Raw genomic sequence first — 24,832 nt, forward strand, 5'->3', positions numbered from 1 at the left:
TTCCGCAGGACGCAGCGCAGGCGCGCCTGCCGTGAAACCGGGGCGCGAAAGCGGGCATCTGCCGGGAAAACCGATGCCCCTCCTATGGATGGGAAGACCCCTGCGGATCAAGTCTTTGCAGGTCACGAAAAGTAATCTCGCAGAGGAAAATGCGGATCCGCGCCGGCAGGGCGGCCTCCGGGCGCCTTCAGACGCGCGCGCCCGGGCATGAGTTGACAGCCGGCAACCGGCGCTTCATGGCTGGAGGGTGCGACAGGATGTCCGGAGGAGCCCATGACCGACCGACCCGCGAGCGAACCGAGGCTCACCTCGCTGTCCCATGGCGGCGGCTGCGGCTGCAAGATCGCGCCCGGCGTGCTGGCCGAGCTTCTGCGCGCGGCGCCCGCCCTGCCGGTGCCGGCCGATCTTCTGGTGGGCACCGCCACCTCGGACGATGCCGCCGTCTGGCGGCTGAACGACGAGCAGGCCCTCGTCGCCACGACCGATTTCTTCATGCCCATCGTGGACGACCCCTACGACTTCGGCCGGATCGCCGCGACGAATGCGATCAGCGACGTCTATGCGATGGGCGGGCGGCCGATCCTTGCGCTGGCGCTGGTGGGCATGCCGATCTCGGTCCTCTCGAAAGAGACCATCGGCCGGATCCTCGAAGGGGGCGCTGCGGCCTGTGCCGCCGCCGGTATTCCGATCGCCGGCGGCCACACCATCGATTCCGTCGAGCCGATCTACGGTCTCGTGGCGCTGGGGCTCGTCCATCCCGACCGCGTGCGGCTGAATGCGGGCGCACGCCCCGGCGACCGGCTGGTGCTGGGCAAGCCCATCGGCACCGGCATCCTCTCGGCCGCGCTGAAGAAGGAGGCCCTCGATGCCGCGGGCTATGCCGAGATGATCGCCACCACCACCCGGCTCAACACGCCGGGGCCGGATCTGGCCGAGCTTCCGGGCGTGCATGCGCTGACCGACGTGACCGGCTTCGGCCTCGGCGGGCACGGGCTCGAGATGGCGCGGGGCGCAGGCGCGCGGCTCCGGATCGACTGGGCGCGGGTGCCGGTCATGCCCACGGTGCGGGGCCTGCTCGCGCAGGGCTTCGTCACCGGAGCCTCGGGGCGGAACTGGGACAGCTACGGCGCAGGCATCGCGCTGCCCGCAGACTTTCCGGTGCCCGAGCGGGCGCTCCTCACCGACCCGCAGACGAGCGGCGGGCTCCTCGTGGCCTGCGCGCCGGACAGCGTGGGCGAGGTGCTCGCCACCTTCGCCCGCCACGGGTTCGAGGCCGCGGCCGAGATCGGCACGGTGGAAGAGGGCCCCGCGGAGCTCGTGATCGGCTGACGCTCGGCGGGGCGCGCGCCCCGCCGGGGACACCGATCCGCGCGGGGTGCGACGCAGCCCGCCGAAGCGTCTCAGGCCACTTCGAAGGTCGCGTAGGGATTGAGGCAGGCGGTGGGGCCGATGAAGCTCACCTCCTCGTCCGGTCCCGACCGCATGGCGATGTCGGTCATCCGCACCGCATCGCCGAGGATATGCCGCTCGAACTGTTCGAGCCGCGCGGCGCGGTCGTCGGGCAGCATCTCCATCGCGGGGTCCTCGAGGCCGGTCTGGTAGGCGGTGGCATAGGCCGCCGCCAGCTTCCACGGCGGCGCGATCCACGGACGCTGCGCCACGCTGGCCGCGGTCAGCGCCTCGACCTCCGCCTCCTCCATCCGGAGCGGCCCGAAATGGCGCTCGAGCACGGCGCGGACCAGATCCTCGGGCCGGCGGGTGATCGCATAGCCCCCCGCCGCGGCGAGGGCGGCGGTGGCTCCGGCCAGCTGGAGGGCGCGGCGGCGGCTCAGTCTCATGGGCGGCTCCGTCAGATCAGAAGGTCGGCGGCGCGCAGCGACAGCGCGGCGGCGGTGAGCGAGGGGTTGGCGGCCGAGCAGGTGGGGAAGGTGCTGGTGCCCACCACCACCAGATTGCGCAGCCGGTGATGGACAAGGCCCGCATCCACCACGGACGTGGCCGGATCGGATCCCATCCGCAGCGTGCCCTGCAGGTGGCTCTCGGTCTCGCGGATGCCGTGGTCGAGGATCTTCTCGACCGGCAGCGGCGCGAGCAGTTCGGGCAGCGCGGCCTTGGCCCGCTCCATCCCGCGCAGCGCATAATCCGAGGGTCCGTGATAGTCGACGAAGGCCCGCCCCTCGCCATCCAGCGTCACGCGGTTGCGGTCCTCGGGCAGGTCTTCGGTCACGATCACGAGCGGCAGGGTCTGGCGCATCCGCTCGGCCCCGAGCCGCATCCCGTGCGACCAGCGATTCTCGAAATAGACCAGCGCCGCGCCCCGATCCTTGCGGTGCGGCCCGTCGTAGAGGCCGAAGTCGAGCCCCGTCGTGATGGTGCTGCCGCCGAAATTGTCGACCCCGTCGAGCCAGGCCTCCATCGACCAGCCGTAGGATTCGTGCAGCCCCACGCCGGTCAGCCCGCCGCCCAGATCCGAGCGCAGAAGGATCGCCGGGCTGTGGATCGCGTTCGCGCCGAGCACGAAGAGATCGCCCGTCACCTTATGCTCGCGCCCGTCGGGGCCGCGGATCACCGCCGCCGAGATCGATGAGCCCGCCGCCTCGAAGCGGCGCACCTCCGTCTCGAGGCAGAGGGTCACGCCCGGCGTCTCGTAGAGCGGCACGAGCGAATTGTTCGCCGTGAACTTCGCATCCGCCGGACAGATCTGGCAGCGCAGTGAGGCGCAGCAGGCCGCGCGCGTCTCGGTGGCGATGCGGGCCCGCGCGGTCGGCATCACGAAATGGCTGTCGGGCCGCGCCGCCTTCATCAGCCGGTCGGGATCGGGCATCACATGCGGCGGCTGCGGGAAGGGACGCGAGCGCGGCATGACCTGCGCCATGTCGGGATCGCCCGAAACCGCCATGATTTCCTCGGCCTCGCACCAGTAGGGTTCGAGATCGTCGTAGGAGACGGGCCAGTCCTGCGCCACGCCGTGATCGGTCCCGAGCCGGAAATCCGCCGGATGGAGGCGCGGCGTCTGGGCGAACCAGCAGTTGGTGCCTCCGCCGAATCCGATGGTGAAGTTCCAGGGCTTCTCGGAGTTGGTGGCGTAGGTGTCGCTGTCGGTCACGGGCGAATTCCGCCCTTCCTCCAGCTGCCAGTCGTGTGTCGAATGCCGACCCCATTCCAGGACGAGGACCCGCCGCCCCGGCTGGCGCAGCAGCCGATGCAGGAAGAACGAGGAGCCGAAGCCCGAGCCCACAATAATCACATCGAAATGTTCGCCGGCGACGCTCTCGGGCGGAGCCAGGTTCATAAGATTCATCTCCTAGTTATTGCTTGCCACCTTGGGGCGAGCGGCGGGAAACTGTCCAGACCTGCCCCCGTGGATCGGCAAGGCTTTGCCGGCCCGGTTTGCAACCGCAGCATGATTGTGCTTATGCAGCGCGGAGGTGCCGCTCGAACGGGCAGCGGCAGGAAACTGCGCGTGCCGAAGACCGCCAGGTTGCACGTCTGGGAACTTTGCGGCCCCTTGGGGCTTCGTCCGCAAGCCGCGGGTCGGCCGGTCCCTCGCCGGTCTGCCGCGGAACCGAGGGAGAAACGTCTCGATGCGATCCTGTCTGACTGCCTGCGCCGGGCCGGTGTCCCGGTGAGCGGCCAGCATCTTTTCGATCCGCCGCAGGGATCGCTGCGCACCACCGTCGGCCGCGGCGCCGCGGCCATCGCCGCGTCGCAGGCGGTGATGGTGGCCACGCAGATGGGATCGGTGGTCATCCTGTCGCGCCTGCTCGCGCCCGAGGAATTCGGCCTCGTGGCCATGTGCGCGCCGGTGCTGGCGCTGATCGGGATGCTGCAGGATTTCGGCCTCGTGCAGGCGACGGTGCAGAAGCCCGACCTGCGGCACGAGGAGGTGAACTTCCTCTTCTGGGTCAATGTCGCCCTCTCGGCCGCGCTGGCGCTGCTGCTGCTGCTGATCTCGCCGCTCGTGGCCCTCTTCTATCAGGAACCGCGGATCGGGCCGCTGATCGCCGCCATGGCGCTGATCGTGGCCGCGAACGGGCTGGGCGCGCAGCATGCGGCGCTTCTGAACCGGCGGATGGAATACGGTCGCATCGCCATCATCGGCGTGGTGGGCGCGGTGGCGGGGCTCGGCACGGCGACGGCCTGGGCGCTGGTGCAGCCGAGCTACTGGGCGCTGTTCGGCGGCCAGCTGGCCGGGACGCTGCTGCCCACCGGCCTCATGTGGCTCGCCTCGCGCTGGCGGCCGGGCCGGCCGGGCGGGGCCGAAGGCGGGCGGGCGCTCATCGGCTTCGGCGCGGGCATCACGGGCTTCAACTTCGCGAACTTCTTCGCCCGCAACCTCGACAATGTGCTGATCGGCCGGGTCTGGGGCGGCGCGCAGCTCGGGCTTTACGACCGTGCCTACAAGCTCTTGCTCATGCCCTTGAATCAGGTGGCCAATCCGCTGTCGAAGGTGATGATCCCTGCCCTCTCGCGGATGCTGGACGAGCCCGACCGCTACCGGAGCGCCTATCTGCGCGTGCTGACGCTGTCGCTCCTCCTCGTCCTGCCGGGCGTGGCGGCGGCGACGGCGATGGCGGACCTGCTGATCCCCTTCGCGCTCGGCGCGCACTGGGCGGGCAGCGCGCCGATCTTCATGGCGCTCGGCTTCGCGGGACTCCTGCAGCCTTTGAACAATCCGGCCGGATGGCTCTTCATCAGTCAGGGCCGCTCGACCGAGTTCATGTACTGGGGCTTCGCCACGGCCCTCTTCGCGGTGGTGGCCTTCGTGCTGGGCCTGCCCTATGGCGCGCTCGGCGTGGCCATCGCCTACGCCATCAGCGAATATCTGAAGACCCCGGTGCTCTGGCTCTATATCGGGCGGCTCGGCGCGGTCCGCGCCCGCGATGTGGCCCTTGCCTGCGGTCCCCTCGTGCTGGCGGGCCATGCGGCGCTCGGCGTCGTGTGGCTCGCGCGTCCCTGGCTCGCCGAGGCCCCCGTGGCGGCGCTGCTCGAGGGGGCGCTGCTCGCCTATCTCGTGACCGTCCTGCTCATCGCCCCCTTCCCGCAGGGCCGCGCCGTGCTGGCCGAGGCCGGATCGCTTCTCCGCGGCGGCCTCTCGAAGCTCCGCTCCCGCACCATCCGCCGCGCGACGTCCGGCTGACGAGGACAGACATGCATTACCGTTCGATCACCGATCTGGCCGATCTTCTGCAACAGAGCCTGCACCGCATCCCGCGCGAGACCGATCTGGTCGTGGGGCTGCCGGGCGGCGGGGTTCTGGCGGCCAACATCCTGTGCCTGCTGGCCAATGTGCCGATGTCGGATCTGGAGAGCATCCTCGCCGGGCGCAGCTTCTCGGTGGGGCGCACCAAGCTCGATGGCGGCCCGGCGCCTCAGCCGCAGCATGTGGTGGCGGTGGCCGACACGGCGGAGGGCGTGGCCGAGGCGCGCGCGCGGCTCGAGGCGGCCGGGATCGCCGCCACGCTCGTCGTGGCCTACGGCGATGGCCCGGACGTGCCGGGGGCGGATCTGGTGCTCGAGGCCCTGCCCGAGCCGCGGATCTTCCAGTGGAGCTTCATGCAGCATCCGGTGCTCGAACGCGCCTGCGTGGATATCGACGGCGTCCTCTGCCTCGATCCCACCCATGCCGAGAACGACGACGGCGCGGCCTATCTGGAGTTCCTGACGACCGCCCGGCCGCTCTACCGCCCGGTGCGGCGGATCGGAACGCTGGTCACCAGCCGGCTCGAGAAATACCGCGCCGAGACCGAGGGCTGGCTCGCAGCCCAAGGCATCGCCTACGGACGGCTGGCGATGCTCGACCTGCCGAGCCAGGCCGAGCGCATCCGGCTCGGGGCGCATGGCAGCTTCAAGGCCGAGACCTACCGCAAGTCCGACGCGCCGCTCTTCATCGAGAGCGAGAACCGGCAGGCGCGCCGCATCGCGGAGCTGTCGGGCAAGCCCGTGCTCTGCCTCGAGACCCACAGCCTCGTGACCCGCGAGACGCTGGCGCGCGCCCCCGCCGCAGCGCCCGTGCCCTCCACCTTGGGCACGGCGAAGGCCATCGCGCGCGGCCTTCTCGGCCCGGCGCGGGTGGCGGCTCTGAAGCGGCGGTTCGCACGGTGATGAAAAAAGCGCCGCTCTGCAGCATGAACCGGAGAAGACCTTGCGGCGGCCGACCTGTCAGGGCCGGGCGGTTTGCATCTTTGTGAGAATCCGCGGCCAGACGTTGGACCGCGGAAAATAGTAACCTATGGTTGAGTCTGTCACGAGGAGTTTGGGTGCCAGTTTGGTGGCGAAGGCGATCACCGTCCCGATCGATCCATGAACCGACCGGGGGTCCAGCGATCTCCTCAACTCCGACCGTCAACAGGAAGCACGGGAAAACAGAACGTTGTCACAGAACATTCGTCAAACGGCCAGAGGCCGTGCCGGCGGAGCTTCCGCCTCTCTCGCCCGGTCCGAGGCTGCGAGGCCGTCCTGGCTGGACCAGCTGCGGCCGGCGGACCTCAACCGGCAGTTGCCCTTCGGCGGCTTCGGTGGCGTCAGATCCGAGAAGTCCGTGCCGCAGACGGCCGCGCGGCCGCTCCGCATTCTTTTCACTCTGGGAGACCCCTACCTGCCGCAGCGCAGCGGCGGCGCCCAGTCGAGCACCGACCAGCTGGCCGCCGCGCTGCGCGCCGAAGGTCATGACGTGGCGGTGCTCGCGGGTCTCGAGGGCGGCGGCTGGACGGAACTGCGCTCGCGCATGCAGCGCCGCCTGCTGCGCCGCGACTATGCCCAGAACCGCATGGGCGGCTACCGCGTGTTCCGCACCTGGAACCCGGTCGACGCGTCCGAGGTGGTCCGCCGCTTCCGGCCCGACGTGGCCGTGGTGCAGAACGACAACACGCAGCGCACCGTGCCGCTCGCGCGCTCGCTCGAGGCCGCCGGCGTGCCGGTCGTCTTCTACTTCCGGAACGTCGAACTCGAGGATCTCGGCGGCAACCCGGCGAGCCTCAAAGGCGCGCGCTTCGTGGCCAATTCCGAATTCACCGCCCGCACCTACGGCAAGGTCTTCGGCATCCGCTCGACCGTGATCCCGCCGCTGGTCGAGCCCGAGCTCTACCGCACCGAGACCACGCGCGAGAATGTCACCTTCATCAACCCGGTGGCGGTGAAGGGGCTCGAGACCGCGCTCGGCGTGGCCGAGCTCTGCCCCGACATCCCCTTCGTCTTCGTCGAGAGCTGGCCGCTCAGCGCCGAACGCAAACAGGAGCTGGAAGAGCGCATCGCCGCGCTGCCGAACGTCACCCTGCGGATGCGGACGAGCGACATGAAATCGGTCTATGGCAAGGCCAAGATCCTCCTCGCGCCCAGCGTCTGGCAGGAGGCCTGGGGCCGGGTCGCGACCGAGGCGCATTTCTGCGGCATTCCGGTGATCGGCTCGAACCAGGGCGGCCTGCCGGAGGCCATCGGGATCGGCGGCCATGTGCTGCCGGTGGATGCGCCGGCGGCCGACTGGGCGGCCGAGGTGCGGCGTCTCTGGGACGATCCGAAGGCCTACGAGGCGGCCTCGGCGGCAGCCTATGCCCATGCGCGGCGGCCCGAGATTGCGGGCGACCACCAGCTCCGCACCTTCCTCTCGGTGCTCCGCGGCGCCTGCGGCGACTTCACCCGTCGCGCCGGCACGGTGGCGGCGCGGGCCATGACCGTGGCCCTGCCCCTGATCTGACGACCCCGCAGCGGACGGGGCCCGGTCCCGTCCGCCCGCTCCGCCGGATCAGAGGGCCGCGACCGTCGGCCCCTCGACAGGCGGGCTGGCTCTCCCTCTTCATCGTTGCCCCTGAAGGCGTGACGCGACCATCTGCGCCCCGTATCGTCCAGCCTCCGCCCGGACCTCAGGCCCCGCGCAGGCGCTGGCTCAGGGCGGAAAACCGATCCGGCCCCAGCACCGACCAGGCCGCCTGCCGCACCAGATGGCGGGCGGCGCTGCGGCTGCGCAGGCGCGGGATCTGGGCGGCGATATGGCCGAGATCGGGCTGGTAGAGCCGCTGCTCGGGCAAGCACAGCACCGGCCGCCCGGAGAGGCGCATGATCTCGGCGGCCTGCCGCGGCTCGCTCTCGATGAAGAGAAGCGCGTCGCTGTCGCGGTAGACCGTGGCCTTGAAGCTGCCGTGCGCGCCCCGGCGCATCCGCTCTTCGCGGCTCGGCAAATCCAGCATCGCCAGCCGGTCGAAGGCGATGCCCTGCGCGGCCAGCCAGGCTTCCGTCTGGGGGCGGTATTTCTCGAGACGGCTGGTGACCAGCATCCCGATCCGCTGGCGCGTGCGGTTGAGCGGACGCGCGTTCAGGAGGAAGTCGAGATAGGCGGGGCCGTCGTCGTTTTCGGCCTCGCTCGGGTCGTGGCAGAGGATGCCGTCGATATCGACGCAGCAGCGGGCGAGAAACTTGTGGTGCATCGCGTTCCACTGGAACATGCGCGGTTGCGGCACCGCCTCGAAGATCAGGTCGGCCTCGGGATGCTGCGGCTTCAGCCCGTAGACGGCGGCGTAGAGCACGCCCTCGCCCCGCCCCGCCAAGGCCACCCGGTCGCGCGCCTCCTGCATGGCGATGCCGGAACTCAGGCTGTCCTCGAGCACGAGGACGCGCCGCTCGGCGCCGCCTGCGGGCGTGCGCTTCTCGAGGAAATCGTCGAGCGCCACGACCGGCAGGCCCGTGGCCGCGCCCAGCATCTGCGCAGCCAGAAGCCCGCTCCGCGGGACGCCCACCACGAGATCGAGATCCCGCGGCAGCCGATGCAGGCTCGCGAGGATCGTGCGGTTCATGTCGGCAATCGAGCGGTAGTTCATGCGGGTCTCCGGGTCATGGCTTCAGGCCAGAGGTGGGGCGGGCCTGCGGCCTGTCGAGGGGCGGGCGCCTGACGATGGGAAGCCGCCGCCGCCCGGTCAAGCATTGCGGGGCGTTCCGGGGCGGTCGGGCGCGAACCTGCCGCGCAGCGTGGCGATCCGGCGGAGGAGAGGTTCATCCACGAGCCAGGTGAAGGCGATGGCCAGCGCCAGCGTGAGTGCCGCGAAGACCGAAGCCACCAGCGCCTCGGGCGCGCCGCGGAGCATGGCCCAGCACACGACCGTGTAGAGGATCGGGACATGGACGAGGTAGAGGCCGAACGAGATCCGGCCGAGGAAGAGCGGCAGCCGTGTGGCGAAGATCCGCGCCAGCGCAGGCAGCGTGAGGACCGCATAGAGCAGGAGCGCCGCGGCGAGGATCGGCACGAGACCGCGCGGCTCGCCCACCTCCCAGCCCTCCGGCACGTCCGGCAGATGCAGCCGGTCGTGCGCGCCCTCGCCGGGCGACCCCAGCAGCACCGCCGCCACCAGCGCCGTGGCGGGCAGCGCCAGCCCCGGCAGCGGTCGCAGGTGACCCCGCCGATGGGCCTCGTAGAGGCCGGCGCCCAGAACGAAGCCCAGATAGGGATCGGGCAGCCAGATCAGCACGGCGAGGCTGGCCGCGCCGAGCGCGAGGAGCCGCACCCGGCCCTCCGTCAGGAAATAGAGGACGAAGATCCCGGCCGAGCCCAGAAGCTCGAACTTCATGGTCCAGAGGACATTGTTGAACCGCGAGAAGCCGCGGATGAAATTGCCCGCCATCCCGTCGGCCACGGCGAACCAGAGCGGCTTCAGCGGCTCCTGATAGGTCAGGGCCAGCCAGCGCGACGGCTGGACGAGCGTGCTCTGCAGCCGGGTCGCCGCATCCGGGAACAGCGAGAGCCAGCCCCAGGCCACGAGGCAGCTCACCGTCACCGGCAGCGCGAGGCGCAGATACCTCGTCACGAGGTTCGTCAGCAGCGCCGAGCGGCGCCGCTCGGCCGCGGCTGCCATGACGAAGCCCGACAGGACGAAGAAGACCGCGACGGCGAAGCGACCGTTCCACAGAAGATGCAGCGGCGTATCGGCAAAGCCGGTGAGCGTCTTGCCCATCGACGGCGTCAGATGCGGATGGAGCAGGCACAGATAGTGATAGAGCACCACGATGGCGGCGGCGATGCCGCGCAGCCCGTCGAAGGCCGCGATGCGCGGGGAAGGCGGAGGCGCCAGGGACATGAGACCTCGGTTCCGTCTGAGCGTGAGAAGGGTCCCGCCGGGGACGGGGGCTTTGGCCGCGACCCTAGGCCCTTTTCGCCGGAGGCACCACATGCAGCCTGAAGTTGTGCGCGATCCCGCTCAGGGGCGGCGAAATCCGGCCTGCACCGGCACGGCCGGTGCGCAGAGGCGGGCCGTCAAACCTCCGGGACGGGATCGGCCTGAGGGCCGCGCGGCATCTCGGTGGGGAAGGTCAGCTCCGACAGGGTGCCGCCGCCCGGACGCGCGCGGATCGTGAGCGCGCCTCCGATCTGCTCGGCGAACTGCCGCGCGATCGACAGGCCGAGGCTCGTCGTCCCGGTCACCGAGAAGCCCCGGGGCAGGCCCGCCCCGTCATCCTCGATCACGAGCCGCGCGTGGCCCTCGGCGCTGGCGACCGACAGGCGGATCAGGATCGTCCCGGAGGCGCCGCCCGCAAAGCCGTGCTCGCAGGCATTCATCAGCAGTTCGCTCGTCACCAGCCCCAGCGGCATCGCCTGATCGGGCTCGGAACGGAAGGAGTCGATCTCATACCGGCAGGAGATGCGATCGCTTGCATCCATGGCCGCCACCGTATCGCCGGCGAGGCCGCGGATATAGTCGCCCATATCGACGAACTGCCGCGAGGGATCGTGCAGCCGCCGCTGCAGGCGCGCCACCACCTCGAGGCGGGCCCGCGAGTCCGCCACGGCGGCCCGCGCCTTCGGATCGCCGAGCCGTCTTTCCTGCAGGCGCAGGAGCGAGCCCAGGGTCGCGATATTGTTCGAGACCCGGTGCTGAAGCTCGTGAAACATGAGCGTGCGGGCATGGGCCAGCGCCGAGCTGCGGGCCTCGGCTTCGACCATGCGGTGCAGGGCCGCGGTCATCAGATGGACGAGCAGGATGTCGGTCGCCGCGATGAAGGCGAAGAAGAGCATCGCGAACAGCGCAGGCGTGGTCACCGAGAGCGTGCCGACCGGATGGATGAAGCAATACCAGGCGATGAAGCCCGTCGCGACCGCCACCGCCGATCCGGCCGCCGCCCCCGCGAAGAAGGCGGTCAGGATGATGGCCGGGAAGAAGGTGAGAAAGGGAAAGCCGGGCGGCAGCACCTCGTCGACCGCGAAGCGCAGGAGGGTCGAGACCGCGACGGCAGAGAGCACGAAGACGCTCTTGAACAGGGGCGAGCGGCCGGTCGCCCAGCGCAGGACGAACCGGCTCAGCCGGTCCGGCAGTTTCGCAGTGAGCAGTCCCAACCTTCAACCCTTCGCTGAACCCGGCGAAACTACAGCAAGCGGTGGCCAATGCAACCGGAGCCGACCCGACGTCCCCCCTCGGACCGGTCACGTTGGTGGCAAACCGCTCAGCCCTCGCGGGCCCGTGTCCCGGCGATGCGCTGCAGCGCCGTCCGGGCGAGCGGCAGGGGCGCGCCTGCGCCTGCCGCAGCCGCTCGAAGCGCTCGCGGGCCTCGCGATCCGGCGAGAGGCCGCGATCCGGCTGCATTGCCGCGCGCCGCTCTCGATGCGCGCGCCCCCCGCCTCAGGCGGGACCGCCGCGGCGGCGGCCGGACGGCGGGGCGGCCTGCAGGCAGGCCCGCGCCCAGCTCAGGTCGAGCTCGGCCACCAGCCGATCGACCCCGTCGAGGATCGCCCCGGGGTCGTCCGGGTCGAGCGTCGGCAGGATCCGCTCCCACAGCATCCGGGCCGGGCCGAACATCATGGCGGGCGCCACGGCCCGCGGCCGGGGCTCGGCGCTCGCCTGCGGCGCTGGCCTGCCCGGCCCCTGCAGGGGGGCGTCCGCCGCGATCTCGTGGTCCACAGCATCCGACGTCAGGGAGGGCTCCGACTGATCCGGCGTCCCGGCCTTCCTGGACAGAGCTCCGGCCTCCAACATTTGGGATGGGTCCGGCGTGCGGGCCCCTCCAGGCAGGGCACCGGCCACGCGAGCCTCGGCGGTCGCCTCGCCAGCGTCGGCCTCCGACGAGAGCGGAGTCGAAGGCTGGGGCGTCCCGATCGTCTCACGCAGAAGGGCAAGGAAGGCCCCATCGTCGGCCGCCTCAACCGGTTCCGGCGGCGCGGTTTGGGCGGCATCCGCCCCATCCTCATAGCGCGGCGCGGTCTCCGGCTCCGGGAGATCGAGGTCCGGGGACGGGTCCCCGACCGAGCGGTTCTCCTGCCCGGAGGCCAGCGCGGGCGAGGGCGAGATCGGGAGAAGCTCCTCTCCCCGGGCCGCTTCCTCATCGCCGGGGCCTCCCTCGGGCGCGCTCTCGACGTGTGTCGGCCCGTCCGCGCCCATCGGGAGGTGCGCCGCGCCCAAAGCTGCCGACTCCTCTCTTTCGTGCCCCTCTTCCGCATCAAGTGGAGAAGCGACGCCCGGATCGTCGGGAAGCCAATCCCCGCCGGAGACGGCGTGCCCGTCCGGCGGCGCGCCCTCGCGCGCGGACGCATCCGCCGGATCGACGAGCAGGAGCGGTGCGGGCGCGGCCGAGCGTCCGCGGACGCGCCGCGGCACGATGCGCGTCCGGGCAGGATCGTCCGCAGGCTCCTGAACGGGGCGCCGCGGCAGGGCGGCCGCCGCTTCGCGCAGCGCAAGCCGCAGGGCGCCCACATCGGCCTCGGCCAAGAACGAGGCCATATGCACCGCCGCGAACAACCCCTCCACCTCGCGCAGGACGCGGCGCATGACCTTGCCCCTGTCCTCGTCCCGCACGAGCCTGTCGGCCTGCGACAGGACCAGAAGGCTCGGCGCCGTGAGCGCCGCGGGCAGCGCCGCCCAGGCGGATTTCTCGCTCTGCCGCCAGGCCTGCACCGCCGGAGAGCACCAGACCACCATGTCGGCCTCGGGCACCATCCGCTCCCAGCTGGCCGCGGGCATCCCGGGATCCGAGCCGCCGGGCGTGTCGATCAGGTCGAACGCGCGCAGGAGCGGGCTCGGATGGGCCAGGCGGCAGTGCGAGATGCGCTCGAGATCGGTCCCGTCGAGATGGGCCAGCATCTCGGCCAGCGAAGCGAAGCGCTGCACCGTGCCGTCGAGGAACAGGCAGTCGGGTGCGCCCTCGCCGTGACGGATCCAGATCGGCGGCAGCGCCGTCGAGGTGACCGACGCGGGCAGCAGATCCTCGCCCAGAAGCGCGTTCACAAGGCTCGTCTTGCCCGAGCTGAACTCGCCCGCCACGAGGATGCGCGGTCGCGCCGCCTGAACGGCCGCCGTCTCTCCCACGACCTCGGACAGTTCCAGAGGCAGGTTCATGCCGCTCCCCTTTGCGCCATCTCATCCGTCGCCGGACGCTCCATCGCGTCCAGCACCGCCGTCACGAACCCCGCCTGCCGCGTGCAGAAGGCACGGGCGGCCTCGGACAGGGCATCGCAGAAGAGGGTAAATTCTTCCTTTGCGACCGCCTCGATCATGGGCCGAGTCTCGTCGGCGATCAGCGCGCGGTAGCGGCTCGCCAGCTCTTGGGGGGCGGCGCGGCGCTGGAAGAACCGCCGCCACCACGCGGTCTGCATGTCGAGCGCGATCGCCTGCGCGATCGGCCCCGGCGCCTGCGGCACCGGCCCCTGGGGCAGATGGAAGGCCACGCTGCCCTCGGGCACGGCAAGGTCGCCGCAGAGGATCCGCCCGTAGCCCTCGGCCGCCTCGGCGGTGCAGTCGGCCAGCGCGTCGCGCCCGGCCTTGGCCGCCGCGAGATAGGCCGAGCGGATCATCATCCGCAGCGCGGTCGGATCGCAGCGCCAGCCCTCGCCGTCGCCACAGGCCGCGATATGCGCGGCGAGGGCCGCGACCGCCCCCTCGACGAACTGCTCCTGCGCCCGGCCGAGCCGATCCGAGAGGGCCGCCGCAGCCTCGGCCAGCCGCGCCGCAAGACGGGTCTCGCAGAGCCTTGCCACCTCGGCCGCGCGCGCCTCGATGCCGGCGCGGTCCACCCGCCGCGCGGGCTGGCTGCGCGCCACCACATCGACCGTCTCCACCTCCGAGATGACATTGCCGGTCTCGGCCCGGATGTCGGCCAGCATCGCCTGTCCGGGCCCCTCGACCACGCGGCGCGCGATGGCCGCGCGCAGTTTCGGCACGCCGGAGGCCTCGAAGGCCATGCGGCAGAGGTCCCCCTCCTCGCGCAGCCCCTGCTCGGCCGCCCAGAGACGCAGCGCCGCGCGGCTGGCCGCCGGAAGCGTCTCGCAGCGGTCCTCGAGCGCGCGCACGGCCCAGAGCGCGCTGCCGAAGAGGATGGTAAGGCCCGCGCCCACCTCCGCCGCCGCAAGCGTGCGGCGCATCGCGGTCTCGATCTCGCGGCACTGCGCGGCCGGATCGGCCAGCTCGTCGATCCGGTTGACGAAGAGCAGAACCTCGCGCGCCTCGACATTGCCGATGATGCGCAGAAGCGCCATGTCCATCGTCGTCAGCGCCTGATGCGCCGAGAGGACGATCACGCAGACAGGGCTTTCGCTGATGGCGTTGAGCGTGATCTGCTCGCGCATCAGGACCGTGTCGTTCACGCCGGGGGTATCGCGCAGGCACAGGTTCTGCGGATAGCCCGGCAGATCGAGATAGAGATCGGCCGTGCGGGTGAGGTCGGCATAGAAGCCCTGCCCGCCCGCAGAGGCCTCGGCCGGGTCGCCGTAGCAGATGTAGCGGTCGATGATCTCGGAACGGAGGTCGGGGAAGGCATGGCTGCTGCCGAGCAGCGTCTCGAAGGCGGAGCCGAGCCGGGCCTCCGTCGCCCGGCGCATCCGCATCACCTGCGCCCGCACCTCCTCGGCCTCGTCGGTGAAGCCGGCGCGCCGCGCCATCTCGCCGAGCCGCCCGCCGGTGAGGGCCAGCCGCTCCCACTCCAGCGCATCGAAGAAGCGGAACAGCGCGCGCGTCTTAAGCGGGCGGCGTGGCGAATTCAGGTGGACGTTGGTGATGACCGAGGTCCAGGGGTTCACATCCGCCGGAAGGAAGCCCGGCCGCCCGATCAGCGCGTTGAGCAGCGTGCTCTTGCCGGCCTTCACCTGACCGAGCAGGCTCACCGAAGGTTCGAACGCGTCGATCCGCTCGACGATCCGGTCGAGGTCGGTGCGCAGCGCGGGCGTGGCATCGCTCGCGAGCTCCAGCAGGGCCTCGCGGATGCGGCCGAGGCTCGCCCGGTAGCTCTCCAGCTCCTCGAACGCCGGCCGCCCGAGGGGAGAGACAGGCTCGGTCTTCTCGGCGAAATCGCGCACACTCCATCTCCGCAGCCGGGCCATCTCCGCAGTCGGGCGACCCGTCGGTCCACGCCCGAGGCGGGACCGGCCGTCTCGCCATCCGCATAGGACTTCAGTGATGGCGGGGGAATGTGATCCAAATTGACCGCAACCCCGGCAATTTGGAGACGGAACCGACGGCCCGGACGCGCAGGCAAGCCCTGCAACCGCATCAGGGGGCAGGGTTTCGCGCGAATGGCGAACCGGGCCGCCACATTGCCGCCACAATTTGGCCCGCACGCCGCTCAAGGCCGGAGTGGCCGGACGGCACCGGCGGCTCGGCCGGGACGGGCGGTGGCGCTGCCTGCCGCGGCCCATGAAAAAACCGCGCCCGAGGGGGCGCGGTCTGCATCGTCGGTCTGTCGGTCGGATCAGGCGGCGAGGGCTGCCACGGCGGCCTCGGCCCGGGCCATGGCCTCGTCGGCGCCGAAGACCATGCGGTCGGCCGCCACGAAGTCCACATCGGTGATGCCCACGAAACCCAGCACCTGCCGCAGCCAGCCCGAGGCATGATCGAGCTCGGACCCCAGCGGCGTGCCGTCCGAGGTGAAGGCCACGATGGCACGCTTGCCGGTGAGCAGGCCGACGGGGCCGGTCTCGGTATAGACGAAGCTCTCGCCGCGGCGGGCGATATGGTCGACCCAGCTCTTGAGCTGCGCGGGGGCGCCGAAGTTGTAGACCGGCAGCGCGATCACCAGAATATCGGCTTCCTTCACCTCGGCCATCACGGCGCCGGCGGTGCGGGCGATCTCCTGCTGATCGGCGGTGCGCTGCTCGGGCGCGGTGAAGACCGAGCCGAGCCACGGGCCGTCGATCTGACGGATGCCCTGGGCGAGGTCTCGCGAGACGACCGTCGCATCGGGATGCGCTTCCAGAAGCCGGTCGAGGATGCGCTGGGTGAGACGGCGCGAGACGGCAGCCTCGCCCTTGATGGAACTGTCGATGCGGAGGATGGTGGTCATGGCGGATACCTCTGTTGGCTGTGGCCAATCACATGGCATTAGACCGATCCGCAAGCAACGCGCGCCGGCGCGCGAGACTTGTGCAAGGGCGAACAGATCTCCTCCGCGTCAGCCGGGGCGGCATCGAGGTCGCCCCCCGAAGGTCGCGCCAGAAGAAAACCTGTTCGAAAGCGCCGGAGACGGGCCGGCAGCGGCAGGATGGGGCGCCGCGCCGGCGGGATCAGCTGGCCACGTCGCCCGGCCCCGCGCACCGGGGCCTTTCGGCAAGACCGGCGCGGCGCCGTGGCAGGGCCCGAAGGGCACCTTCGCCATGCTTATGCTGCGCCCCGATCCATCCGCTCGGATGAGCATGGGCAGTGGCACCGTCCAACGGATGAGCGCACCCGACTCCTGTCCATATTTCCACCGCTGCAGGCGGATGCGACAAGGAGGGGCGCTCGCCTTCCGCCCAGTACCTTCAGCCGGTGACAGTCCCATGCAAAGCGATCCGACAGCCAATTCCGCGGCTCCCGCCGCCGCCTCCGCCCCCCGACCCTTCGCAGGATGGGCGCTCCGGACGGCGCTGCTCCTCGAGGGCCAGACCGGCGTGAAACTGGTGGAGCCGCTCCTCGGGGCGGGCAACCAGCGGCGCGCGGCGGCCTTCATGGCGCTCGCGGCATGGCATGCGCCCTCCGAGCGCCATGCGGAGATCTTCAGCGACCTGAAGCCGGCGGAATTCGCGGGCTGGCTGCTCGAGGAGGATCCGGCCGAGATGGCGGAGCTTCTCAGCGAGAGATGCCACGATCCCCAGACGCTCGCGCGGTTGGGCGAACAGCCGCTGAGCGATCCCGCCGACTACTGGATCCCGCCGGGGGCGCTGCTCCACTGACGGAAGGCCCCGCGCCGGACGACCGAGCCCCGGGGTCCCCACCGCCCGCGCTCGGTTCCCCGGAGGCAGATCTCGGGCGATGCCCGACGAGGTTGCACCTGCCGTCAAGCTGCGCAAGGATCGGCCTTCTCCGAGGACCGCGCGCCTCGACGGCAGCGCCCCTCCTCGACCCCCGACAGCGCAGGAGCTAGCATGAGCGACCAGACGGATTACACGCCCCCGGAGGTCTGGACCTGGGAACAGGGCAACGGCGGGCGCTTCGCCAACATCAACCGGCCCACGGCCGGGGCCACGCATGAGCGCGAGCTGCCGGTGGGCCGCCATCCGTTCCAGCTCTATTCGCAGGGCACGCCGAACGGGCAGAAGGTGACGATCCTGTTCGAGGAGCTGCTCGAGGCCGGGCATGAGGGCGCCGACTACGACGCCTGGCTGATCGAGATCGGCAAGGGCGACCAGTTCGGCTCGGGCTTCGTCGCCGTCAATCCGAACTCGAAGATCCCGGCCCTCGTCGACCGCTCGGGCGCGGAGCCCGTGCATATCTTCGAATCCGGCGCCATCCTCGTGCATCTGGCCGAGAAGTTCGGCGCCTTCCTGCCCTCGGGCGGCGCCGCGCGGGCCGAGACCCTGTCCTGGCTCTTCTGGCAGATGGGCTCGGCGCCCTTCCTCGGCGGCGGCTTCGGCCATTTCTATGCCTATGCGCCGGTGAAGATCAAATATGCCATCGACCGCTATGCGATGGAGGCCAAGCGCCAGCTCGATGTGCTCGACCGGCGGCTGGCCGAGAACGAGTTCCTCGCAGGCTCGGACTACACGATCGCCGACATGGCGGTCTGGCCCTGGTATGGCGGGCTGGTGACGGGCGCGCTCTATGGCGATGCCGCGCGGTTCCTCTCCGCCCATGAATATGCCCATGTGAACCGCTGGGCCAACCAGCTGCTCGCCCGGCCGGGGGTCAAGCGCGGGCGCATGGTGAACCGGACCTCGGGGCCTCTGTCCGAGCAGCTGCACGAGCGTCACGAAGCGGGCGACTTCGAGACCCGGACGCAGGACAAGCTGGAAGGCAGCGCAGGCTGACTGCGCCGCCCCTCCGCGGGTCGACCGACCGCGGAGGGGCGATCAGGCCGCCCGGTCCGGCGCGCCGATCCAGCCCTCGAATTCCTCGAGCCGCGCATAGGTCGCGGGGCGCAGCCGGCCCCATTTCGAGCCGTCGCAGACCAGATAGGGCTGGCGGGACCGCGCCAGCGCCGCGCGCTTGACCGGCACCTCGTGGAAGTGGAAGCAGGTCACGCCCTCGGTCTCATGCACGCCCGCGGCCGAGAAGAAGCCCTTGGTGATGTTGATCCGCCCGAGCATCGCCACCGCCTCCTCGGAGGAGAAGCTCGCCGTCTCGGGGTGGTAGATCCCCGCCAGCAGGATCAGGTTGACACCTGTCAACCGCGCCACCGTTTCGGCGATGTTGAGCGCCTGCGTCACCACCGTCACCCGCGCATTCTGCGGCACCCGCGCGGCGAGATAGGGCGTGGTCGTGCCGCAATCGAGAAAGACCGTGTCGCCCGGCTCGATCAGCGCCGCCGCCCGCACCGCGAGCGCCTCCTTGGCGCCCGCCTCGGAGGCTTCGGCCGCGGTGAGCGAATAGCCCTCGGCCCCTTCGGAGGCGCGCATAACATAGCCGCCGAGGCAGACGAGCCCCCCTGCGCCCACGCTCAGATCGCGCCGGATGGTGATCTCGGAGGCGCCGATCTGGCGCGCCGCCTCGCCGATATGGACGATCGAGCCCGCCCGGCACAGTTCGCCCAGCGCCGCGATCCGCTCTGCCCTGCCTGATGGTCTTGCCACTCGCACCTCCGGTAGGCCGCCGCCATGGCACATCAAACTAGACATTGACAGGCCAGCCCAGGTTTTGAATGAATAAGATCATATTGACGAGATTCGATCAATATAGGCAACTGCAGGGGGCGCGAGGAGGATCGGCGCCGTCTGTTCCGAGGGAGGAAATCGGATGAAGATCATGCTGACGTCAGCGGCGCTGGCGCTGTCGGTTCTGGCGGCCCCCGCCGTGGCTCAGGACATCGTCGACGTGTCCAAGGTCAACAAGGACCTGATCGCGACGAAGGACGGCAAGGAATATTCCATCGCCACCGTCGTGAAGGTGGACGGCATCGCCTGGTTCGACCGGATGCGCGACGGGATCACCCAGTTCCAGAAGGACACCGGCCACGACGTCTGGATGGTGGGCCCGAGCCAGGCCGACGCGGCGGCGCAGGTGCAGCTGATCGAGAACCTGATCGCGCAGGGCGTGGATGCGATCTGCGTGGTGCCCTTCTCGGTCGAGGCGGTGGAGCCCGTGCTGAAGAAGGCGCGCGACCGGGGCATCGTGGTCATCACCCACGAGGCGTCGAACATCCAGAACACCGACTTCGACCTCGAGGCCTTCGACAACCTCGCCTATGGCGCGAACCTGATGAAGGAACTCGCCAAATCCATGGGCGAGAAGGGCAAATACGTCGCCACCGTCGGCTCGCTCACCTCGAAGAGCCAGATGGAATGGATCGACGGCGCGGTGGCCTACCAGAAGGAGCATTACCCCGAGATGAGCCTCGTGGGCGACCGTCTGGAGACCGCCGACGACGCGGCCATCGACTATACCAAGCTCAAGGAAGCGATGACCACCTATCCCGACATCACGGGGATCCTCGGCGCGCCGATGCCGACCTCGGCCGGGGCCGGTCGCCTGATCGCCGAGAGCGGGCTGAAGGACAAGGTCTTCTTCGCGGGCACGGGCCTGCCGTCGGTCGCGGGCGAATATCTGCAGAACGGCGACATCCAGTATATCCAGTTCTGGGATCCGGCGGTCGCGGGCTATGCGATGAACATGCTGGCCGTGGCGGCCCTCGAGGGCAAGAAGGACGAGATCAAGCCGGGCCTGAACCTCGGCCTCGCGGGCTACGAGGAGCTGACCGCGCCGGACGCGGCCAACCCGCATCTGCTCTATGGCGCAGGCTGGGTCGGCGTGACCAAGGACAACATGGCCGACTACGACTTCTGATCGGGTTCGCCTGACCGGATCCGTCGCGAAGGGGCCCGCCGGGGCCCCTTCCTCCTCTCTCCTTTCCAGCACGGGCAGGCCATGTCGGACACCCTCATCGAGCTGAGAAACATCGGCAAGCGCTTCGGCGGCGTGCGTGCGCTCGACGGCGTGTCGCTGGCGATCCGCCCCGGCGAGATCCATTGCCTGGCCGGCGAGAACGGCTCGGGAAAATCCACCGTCATCAAGGTGATGTCCGGGATCTACACGCCCGAGGAGGGCGAGATCCTGATCGACGGCCGCCCCGTGGGCCGGCTCGACCCGATCCGCGCCGTCCAGCACGGGGTGCAGGTGATCTATCAGGATTTCTCGCTGTTCGGGAATCTCACCGTGGCGGAGAACCTCGCGCTCAACACCTATGTGCTCGAGGGGCGCCGCCGGATGGACTGGCGCCGCGCCCGGACGATGGCGGTCGAGGTGCTGGCCCGGCTCGGCGTCGACATCGACCCTGACGCCGAAGTGGGGACGCTGCCCACCTCGGGCCGGCAGGTGGTGGCCATCGCGCGTGCGATCCTTGCCAAGGCCCGGCTCATCATCATGGACGAGCCCACCACCGCCCTCACCCGCCACGAGGTCGATGCGCTGTTCGCCATCGTGCGCGATCTGCAGGCGCAGGGCATCGCCGTCCTGTTCGTCAGCCACAAGATGCGCGAGATGCTGGAGATTTCCGAGCGGCTCACCGTCTTCCGCAACGGCCGCAAGGTGGCCGAGGGGCCGATGTCCGACTTCGACGAGGCGGCGATCACCCATGCGATGACGGGCCTCTCGCTCACCGACGACCCCTACCGCCCCACGCTGCCGCCGGGCCCGCCGCTGCTCGAGGTCCGGAAGCTCTCGGTGCCGGGCAGCGTGCAGGACATCGACCTGTCGCTCCGCCCCGGCGAGATCGTGGGCATCTCGGGCCTGATCGGCTCGGGGCGCACCGAGCTTGCCCGCGCGCTGTTCGGCATGGAGCCCGCGATGACCGGCACCCTCCGGCTCGAGGGCCGCGAGATCCATCCCCGCTCGGTGCAGGAGGCCATTGCCTTGGGCATCGCCTATGTGCCCGAGGACCGGCTGACCGAGGGGCTGTTCCTGCCGCAGTCGATCGAGCGCAACCTCGTGGTCTCGATCCTCGAGCGGCTGCGCCGCGGGCCCTTCCTCGACACGCGCGCCGTGCGCGAGAAGACGCTCGGGATGTTCCGCGACATGCAAATCGCGGCCCCCTCGCCCGAGACGGCGGTGGGCAACCTGTCGGGCGGCAATGCGCAGCGGGTGATGCTCGGCCGCTGGCTCCTGACCGGCGCGCGCGTCCTGATCCTGAACGGGCCCACGGTGGGCGTGGACGTGGGCTCGAAGGCCACGATCCACCGCATCATCCGCGACCTCGCGCAGCGCGAGGGGCTGGGCGTGCTGATGATCTCGGACGACGTGCCCGAGCTCGTCACCAACTGCAACCGCATCCACGTCATGCACCGTGGACGCTTCGTCGCCGATCTGGACGGGTCCGGGATGACCGAGGACCGGATCAACGATGCCCTCAAGACCTTGAACTGAGCGGTCCGATGAAGATCCTGCATTCCACCGAATTCGTGATCGCCCTCGTGCTTCTGGCCGCGATGGTGCTGATCGGTCTCGTGAACCCGGCCTTCTGGGGGCTGGACAACCTCTTCAGCCTGGCGAAATCGAACGTCGTCATCGGCATCATGGCCCTGGGCGTGCTGCTCGTGATGATCTCGGGCGGCATCGACGTGTCGTTTCCGGCCATCGCGGTGGCGGCGCTCTATATCGTCGTGCGCGCCATGGTCGAGCTGAACTACGACGGGGTGTTCATTCCCTTCCTCGCCGCGGCCGCGATCGGACTCGTGCTCGGAGGCTTCAACGCCTTCATCATCGAGCGCTTCCGGATGATCCCGCTGATCGTGACGCTCGGCACCGCCTCGATCGTGCGCGGACTCGTGCTGGGGCTTCTGGGCAGCTCCATCGTCAATATCAACAAGATGCCGAAGGAGCTGATCGAGTTCGGCCGCCACGACCTGATGACGGTCGAGGCCGCGAACGGGGCGACCTACGGGCTGACCTCGATGGTGCTGGTCTATCTCGGCATCGCGCTCGTCATGCATCTGGTGCTGCGGCACACGATGATCGGCCGCTCGGTCTATGCCTACGGCACGGATGCGGAATCGGCGCGCCGGGCGGGCTTCAACACCCGCCGGACGATCTGGTTCGTCTATTGCCTCGCGGGGCTGCTCGCGGGCTTTGCCGGGATGCTCCACACCTCGATGATCTGGCAGGCCAACCCGCGCGATTTCCAGGGGCTCGAGCTCGACGTGATCGCGGCCGTGGTGCTGGGCGGCGCCTCGATCTTCGGCGGCCGCGGCTCGGTCGCGGGCACGCTGATCGGGGTGTTCATGCTGGTGATGGTCAAGAACTCGCTGATCCTGCTGAAGGTGGACACGACCTGGCAGCGGGTGGTCGTGGGCCTCATCATCGTCGCCGCGACCGCCATCACCGCCTGGCGCGACCGCAAGAAGCTGGCCTGAGGGGGGAACGCCATGGCCTCGAACACCGAAACCCGCCCCCTGCTGAGCCGCCTTCTCGGGCGCGATGCGGCGGTGGCGCAGCTCATCGTCATCACGCTGCTGATCTTCGTCGCGATGACCGCGCTGAACCCCGACAAGTTCCTGCGCTACTACAATTTCGAGTCGCTCACCTATATCGCGCCCGAGCTGGGCATCCTCTCGGTCGCCATGATGATCGCGATGCTGACCGGGGGGATCGACCTCTCGATCGTGGGGGTGGCGAACCTCGCGGCCATCGTGGCGGGGGTCTATTTCCGCATCCCGGCCGTGAGCGAAGCCACAGCCGCGGGCGGCGCGGGGCTCGTCCTCCATACGGCGGCGGCGGTCCTGATCGCGCTCGTGGTGGGGCTGGCCGCGGGCGGGCTGAACGGCGTGCTGATCGCACGGCTCCGCATCATCCCGATCCTTGCCACGCTCGGCACCGGGCAGATCTTCGCGGGCCTCGCGCTCGTGCTGACCGGCGGCCCCGCCATCACGGGCTTTCCCGAGACCTGGGCCTGGATCGGGGCGGGCAAGATCCTCGGGCTCGCCACGCCGCTCTGGGTGCTGATCGTGGTCGCGGGGCTGGTGGCGCTGCTGCTCGCCCGCACCACGCTCGGCGTGAACCTGATGCTCATGGGCACCAACCCGCGCGCCGCGATCTTCGCGGGCATCCGCTCGGGCCGGATGATCCTCTACAGCTACATGCTGACGGGGATGCTCGCGGCCGTGGCGGGCGTGCTGCTCTCGGGGCGGACCAACTCGGCCAAGGCGGATTTCGGCGCCTCCTACCTGCTGCAGGCGGTGCTGATCGCGGTGCTGGGCGGCACCAATCCCGCCGGCGGCAAGGGCCGGGTGCTGGGCGTGCTGCTCGCGCTCGTGGCGCTGATGCTGCTCTCGTCGGGTCTCCAGATCATGCGGGTATCGAACTTCCTGATCGATGCCGTCTGGGGCGCCTTCCTCGTCATCGTCATCGCCATCAACTACCTGAGGTCGCGGAAATGACCGAGATCCATATACCCCTGCCCCGCGACGCCTTCCCCGACCGGGGCGAGCGGCCCATCGCCAGCGGCGCGGGCTTCACCGCCACGGCCTTCCGCTATCCGTCGGGCGTCGAGGCGCTGCGGCTGACGAATGCGCGGGGCGCGGTGACGCTCCTGCCCTTCCTCGGGCAGATGATCTGGGACGCCGAGTTCGACGGGCGCCGCCTGACCATGGGCAATGCCTTCGACGGCCCCCGCGCGGGCGGCTCGATCCTCGAGACCTACGGCGCCTTCGCCTATCATGCGGGCCTGCTGCGCAACGGCACCCCCGGTCCGCAGGACGATCATCCGCTGCATGGCGAGATGCCGGTGGCGGCCATGGACAGCGCCCATCTGATCTTCGGCACCGATGGGCAGGGCCCCTTCGTCGAGCTCGGCGGGCACCGCGATCATGTGGTGGGCTTCGGGCCGAACTACCGCGCCACGCCGCGGGTGCGGCTCCATGCCGAGGATGCGCTGATCGCGGTCGAGATGGCGGTCGAGAACCGCTCGGCCCATCCGATGGAGCTCATGTACATGCTCCACGCCAATTTCGACTTCGTGACCGGCGGGCGGATCGTGCAGGCCGCGCCCTTCACCCCCGAGCGCACCGAGGTGCGCCGCGCGGTGCCGGGCCACGTCACCCCCACGCCCGAGTTCCTCGCGCTGCTGGAGGATCTGGCCGTGAACCCTGCGCGGATGGAGCGGCTGACCGAGCCCGACCTCTATGCGCCCGAGCAGGTCTTCTACATCCGCGACCCCGGCACCGACGCCCGGGGCCGCACCCGGATGCTGATGGAGCTGCCGGCGGGCGGCGCCTTCTCGGTCGCCTGGCGGCCCGAGGACCTGCCCTTCTGCGTCCGCTGGATCCTGAACGACGGCGATGCGCAGGTGGCGGCCTTCGCGCTGCCCTCGACCTGCGAGCCCGAGGGCTACACGGCCGAGAAGGCCAAGGGCCATGTCCGGCTGCTCGGGCCGGGCGAAAGCGCCCGCTTCCCGGTGACGCTGGGCTGGCTCGGGCCGACCGAGGTGGCCGCGGCGCGCGCCGACATCGACACCATGCGAAAGGGCTGAG

At 70.2% G+C, this 24,832-nt stretch carries 20 protein-coding genes; 11 read left to right on the forward strand and 9 right to left on the reverse strand.

Features of this window, described 5'->3' with window-relative positions; genetic code table 11:
* Positions 1-273 precede the first annotated feature (273 nt).
* Positions 274-1,329 (forward strand): selenide, water dikinase SelD, encoded by a 1,056-nt coding sequence (gene selD, locus RSP_RS19290; protein WP_011339554.1) that lies wholly within the window; start codon positions 274-276, stop codon positions 1,327-1,329.
* Positions 1,330-1,400: 71 nt separating this feature from the next.
* Here selD and RSP_RS19295 read toward each other — a convergent pair whose 3' ends face one another.
* Complete coding sequence (locus RSP_RS19295) at positions 1,401-1,838, reverse strand: hypothetical protein (RefSeq protein ID WP_011339555.1); 438 nt, start codon at positions 1,836-1,838, stop codon at positions 1,401-1,403.
* Between the two features lie 11 nt (positions 1,839-1,849).
* Entirely contained in the window at positions 1,850-3,292 is a 1,443-nt protein-coding gene (locus RSP_RS19300) for a GMC oxidoreductase (RefSeq protein ID WP_017140282.1), read from the reverse strand.
* 333 nt (positions 3,293-3,625) lie between these two features.
* Between RSP_RS19300 and RSP_RS19310 the strand changes: the two genes are divergently transcribed.
* The 3 genes from RSP_RS19310 to RSP_RS19320 all read left to right on the forward strand — a co-directional run bounded on the left by RSP_RS19310 (position 3,626) and on the right by RSP_RS19320 (position 7,693).
* Entirely contained in the window at positions 3,626-5,140 is a 1,515-nt protein-coding gene (locus RSP_RS19310) for a lipopolysaccharide biosynthesis protein (RefSeq protein ID WP_011339557.1), read from the forward strand.
* An 11-nt stretch (positions 5,141-5,151) separates the two neighbouring features.
* A complete protein-coding gene (locus RSP_RS19315) occupies positions 5,152-6,105 on the forward strand; it encodes a phosphoribosyltransferase (RefSeq protein ID WP_011339558.1) in 954 nt (317 codons plus the stop codon).
* Positions 6,106-6,541: 436 nt separating this feature from the next.
* On the forward strand, positions 6,542-7,693 hold the full coding sequence (locus tag RSP_RS19320) for a glycosyltransferase family 4 protein (protein ID WP_011339559.1): 1,152 nt from the start codon (positions 6,542-6,544) through the stop codon (positions 7,691-7,693).
* 166 nt (positions 7,694-7,859) lie between these two features.
* Here RSP_RS19320 and RSP_RS19325 read toward each other — a convergent pair whose 3' ends face one another.
* From RSP_RS19325 to RSP_RS19350, 6 genes are all read right to left on the reverse strand, one after another.
* Positions 7,860-8,810 (reverse strand): phosphoribosyltransferase, encoded by a 951-nt coding sequence (locus tag RSP_RS19325; RefSeq protein WP_011339560.1) that lies wholly within the window; start codon positions 8,808-8,810, stop codon positions 7,860-7,862.
* 96 nt (positions 8,811-8,906) lie between these two features.
* A complete protein-coding gene (locus RSP_RS19330) occupies positions 8,907-10,061 on the reverse strand; it encodes an acyltransferase family protein (protein WP_011339561.1) in 1,155 nt (384 codons plus the stop codon).
* Positions 10,062-10,237: 176 nt separating this feature from the next.
* Positions 10,238-11,314, reverse strand: a complete 1,077-nt coding sequence (locus RSP_RS19335) for a sensor histidine kinase (protein ID WP_011339562.1) — start codon at positions 11,312-11,314, stop codon at positions 10,238-10,240.
* 283 nt (positions 11,315-11,597) lie between these two features.
* Positions 11,598-13,307: a dynamin family protein gene (locus RSP_RS19340; protein ID WP_011339563.1), complete on the reverse strand. Its 1,710-nt coding sequence runs from the start codon at positions 13,305-13,307 to the stop codon at positions 11,598-11,600.
* Entirely contained in the window at positions 13,304-15,283 is a 1,980-nt protein-coding gene (locus RSP_RS19345) for a dynamin family protein (protein WP_017140283.1), read from the reverse strand. Before RSP_RS19345 ends, RSP_RS19340 begins: the two co-directional genes overlap by 4 nt.
* 368 nt (positions 15,284-15,651) lie before the next feature.
* Positions 15,652-16,242, reverse strand: a complete 591-nt coding sequence (locus RSP_RS19350) for an FMN-dependent NADH-azoreductase (RefSeq protein ID WP_011339565.1) — start codon at positions 16,240-16,242, stop codon at positions 15,652-15,654.
* A 475-nt stretch (positions 16,243-16,717) separates the two neighbouring features.
* Between RSP_RS19350 and RSP_RS19355 the strand changes: the two genes are divergently transcribed.
* On the forward strand, positions 16,718-17,110 hold the full coding sequence (locus RSP_RS19355) for a hypothetical protein (RefSeq protein WP_002723184.1): 393 nt from the start codon (positions 16,718-16,720) through the stop codon (positions 17,108-17,110).
* 192 nt (positions 17,111-17,302) lie between these two features.
* Positions 17,303-18,184, forward strand: coding sequence for a glutathione-dependent disulfide-bond oxidoreductase (yghU, locus tag RSP_RS19360; protein WP_011339567.1), 882 nt, complete (start codon positions 17,303-17,305; stop codon positions 18,182-18,184).
* Positions 18,185-18,226: 42 nt separating this feature from the next.
* Here the strand turns inward: yghU and RSP_RS19365 are convergent, their stop codons facing one another.
* Positions 18,227-18,946, reverse strand: a complete 720-nt coding sequence (locus RSP_RS19365) for a DeoR/GlpR family DNA-binding transcription regulator (protein WP_002723188.1) — start codon at positions 18,944-18,946, stop codon at positions 18,227-18,229.
* A gap of 163 nt (positions 18,947-19,109) precedes the next feature.
* Between RSP_RS19365 and RSP_RS19370 the strand changes: the two genes are divergently transcribed.
* The 5 genes from RSP_RS19370 (at position 19,110) to RSP_RS19390 (ending at position 24,831) form a co-directional block, all read left to right on the forward strand.
* Positions 19,110-20,156, forward strand: coding sequence for an autoinducer 2 ABC transporter substrate-binding protein (locus RSP_RS19370; RefSeq protein WP_011339569.1), 1,047 nt, complete (start codon positions 19,110-19,112; stop codon positions 20,154-20,156).
* Positions 20,157-20,237: 81 nt separating this feature from the next.
* Positions 20,238-21,731, forward strand: a complete 1,494-nt coding sequence (locus RSP_RS19375; protein WP_011339570.1) for a sugar ABC transporter ATP-binding protein — start codon at positions 20,238-20,240, stop codon at positions 21,729-21,731.
* Positions 21,732-21,739: 8 nt separating this feature from the next.
* Positions 21,740-22,717 (forward strand): ABC transporter permease, encoded by a 978-nt coding sequence (locus RSP_RS19380; RefSeq protein WP_011339571.1) that lies wholly within the window; start codon positions 21,740-21,742, stop codon positions 22,715-22,717.
* Positions 22,718-22,729: 12 nt separating this feature from the next.
* Complete coding sequence (locus RSP_RS19385; protein WP_002723195.1) at positions 22,730-23,740, forward strand: ABC transporter permease; 1,011 nt, start codon at positions 22,730-22,732, stop codon at positions 23,738-23,740.
* Positions 23,737-24,831, forward strand: a complete 1,095-nt coding sequence (locus RSP_RS19390; RefSeq protein WP_011339572.1) for an aldose 1-epimerase family protein — start codon at positions 23,737-23,739, stop codon at positions 24,829-24,831. The genes RSP_RS19385 and RSP_RS19390 overlap by 4 nt, the downstream gene beginning before the upstream one ends.
* Position 24,832: the final 1 nt, after the last annotated feature.

This window comes from Cereibacter sphaeroides 2.4.1 (genome assembly GCF_000012905.2).
In the GTDB taxonomy this organism is placed as follows: Bacteria; Pseudomonadota; Alphaproteobacteria; order Rhodobacterales; family Rhodobacteraceae; genus Cereibacter_A; species Cereibacter_A sphaeroides.

Coding starts and splice junctions, on each gene's coding strand:
- selD (WP_011339554.1), top strand. CDS start 274: ATGACCGACCGACCCGCGAGCGAACCGAGGCTCACCTCGCTGTCCCAT.
- RSP_RS19295 (WP_011339555.1), bottom strand. CDS start 1,838: ATGAGACTGAGCCGCCGCCGCGCCCTCCAGCTGGCCGGAGCCACCGCC.
- RSP_RS19300 (WP_017140282.1), bottom strand. CDS start 3,292: ATGAACCTGGCTCCGCCCGAGAGCGTCGCCGGCGAACATTTCGATGTG.
- RSP_RS19315 (WP_011339558.1), top strand. CDS start 5,152: ATGCATTACCGTTCGATCACCGATCTGGCCGATCTTCTGCAACAGAGC.
- RSP_RS19325 (WP_011339560.1), bottom strand. CDS start 8,810: ATGAACTACCGCTCGATTGCCGACATGAACCGCACGATCCTCGCGAGC.
- RSP_RS19330 (WP_011339561.1), bottom strand. CDS start 10,061: ATGTCCCTGGCGCCTCCGCCTTCCCCGCGCATCGCGGCCTTCGACGGG.
- RSP_RS19340 (WP_011339563.1), bottom strand. CDS start 13,307: ATGAACCTGCCTCTGGAACTGTCCGAGGTCGTGGGAGAGACGGCGGCC.
- RSP_RS19345 (WP_017140283.1), bottom strand. CDS start 15,283: ATGGCCCGGCTGCGGAGATGGAGTGTGCGCGATTTCGCCGAGAAGACC.
- RSP_RS19350 (WP_011339565.1), bottom strand. CDS start 16,242: ATGACCACCATCCTCCGCATCGACAGTTCCATCAAGGGCGAGGCTGCC.
- RSP_RS19355 (WP_002723184.1), top strand. CDS start 16,718: ATGCAAAGCGATCCGACAGCCAATTCCGCGGCTCCCGCCGCCGCCTCC.
- yghU (WP_011339567.1), top strand. CDS start 17,303: ATGAGCGACCAGACGGATTACACGCCCCCGGAGGTCTGGACCTGGGAA.
- RSP_RS19370 (WP_011339569.1), top strand. CDS start 19,110: ATGAAGATCATGCTGACGTCAGCGGCGCTGGCGCTGTCGGTTCTGGCG.
- RSP_RS19375 (WP_011339570.1), top strand. CDS start 20,238: ATGTCGGACACCCTCATCGAGCTGAGAAACATCGGCAAGCGCTTCGGC.
- RSP_RS19380 (WP_011339571.1), top strand. CDS start 21,740: ATGAAGATCCTGCATTCCACCGAATTCGTGATCGCCCTCGTGCTTCTG.
- RSP_RS19385 (WP_002723195.1), top strand. CDS start 22,730: ATGGCCTCGAACACCGAAACCCGCCCCCTGCTGAGCCGCCTTCTCGGG.
- RSP_RS19390 (WP_011339572.1), top strand. CDS start 23,737: ATGACCGAGATCCATATACCCCTGCCCCGCGACGCCTTCCCCGACCGG.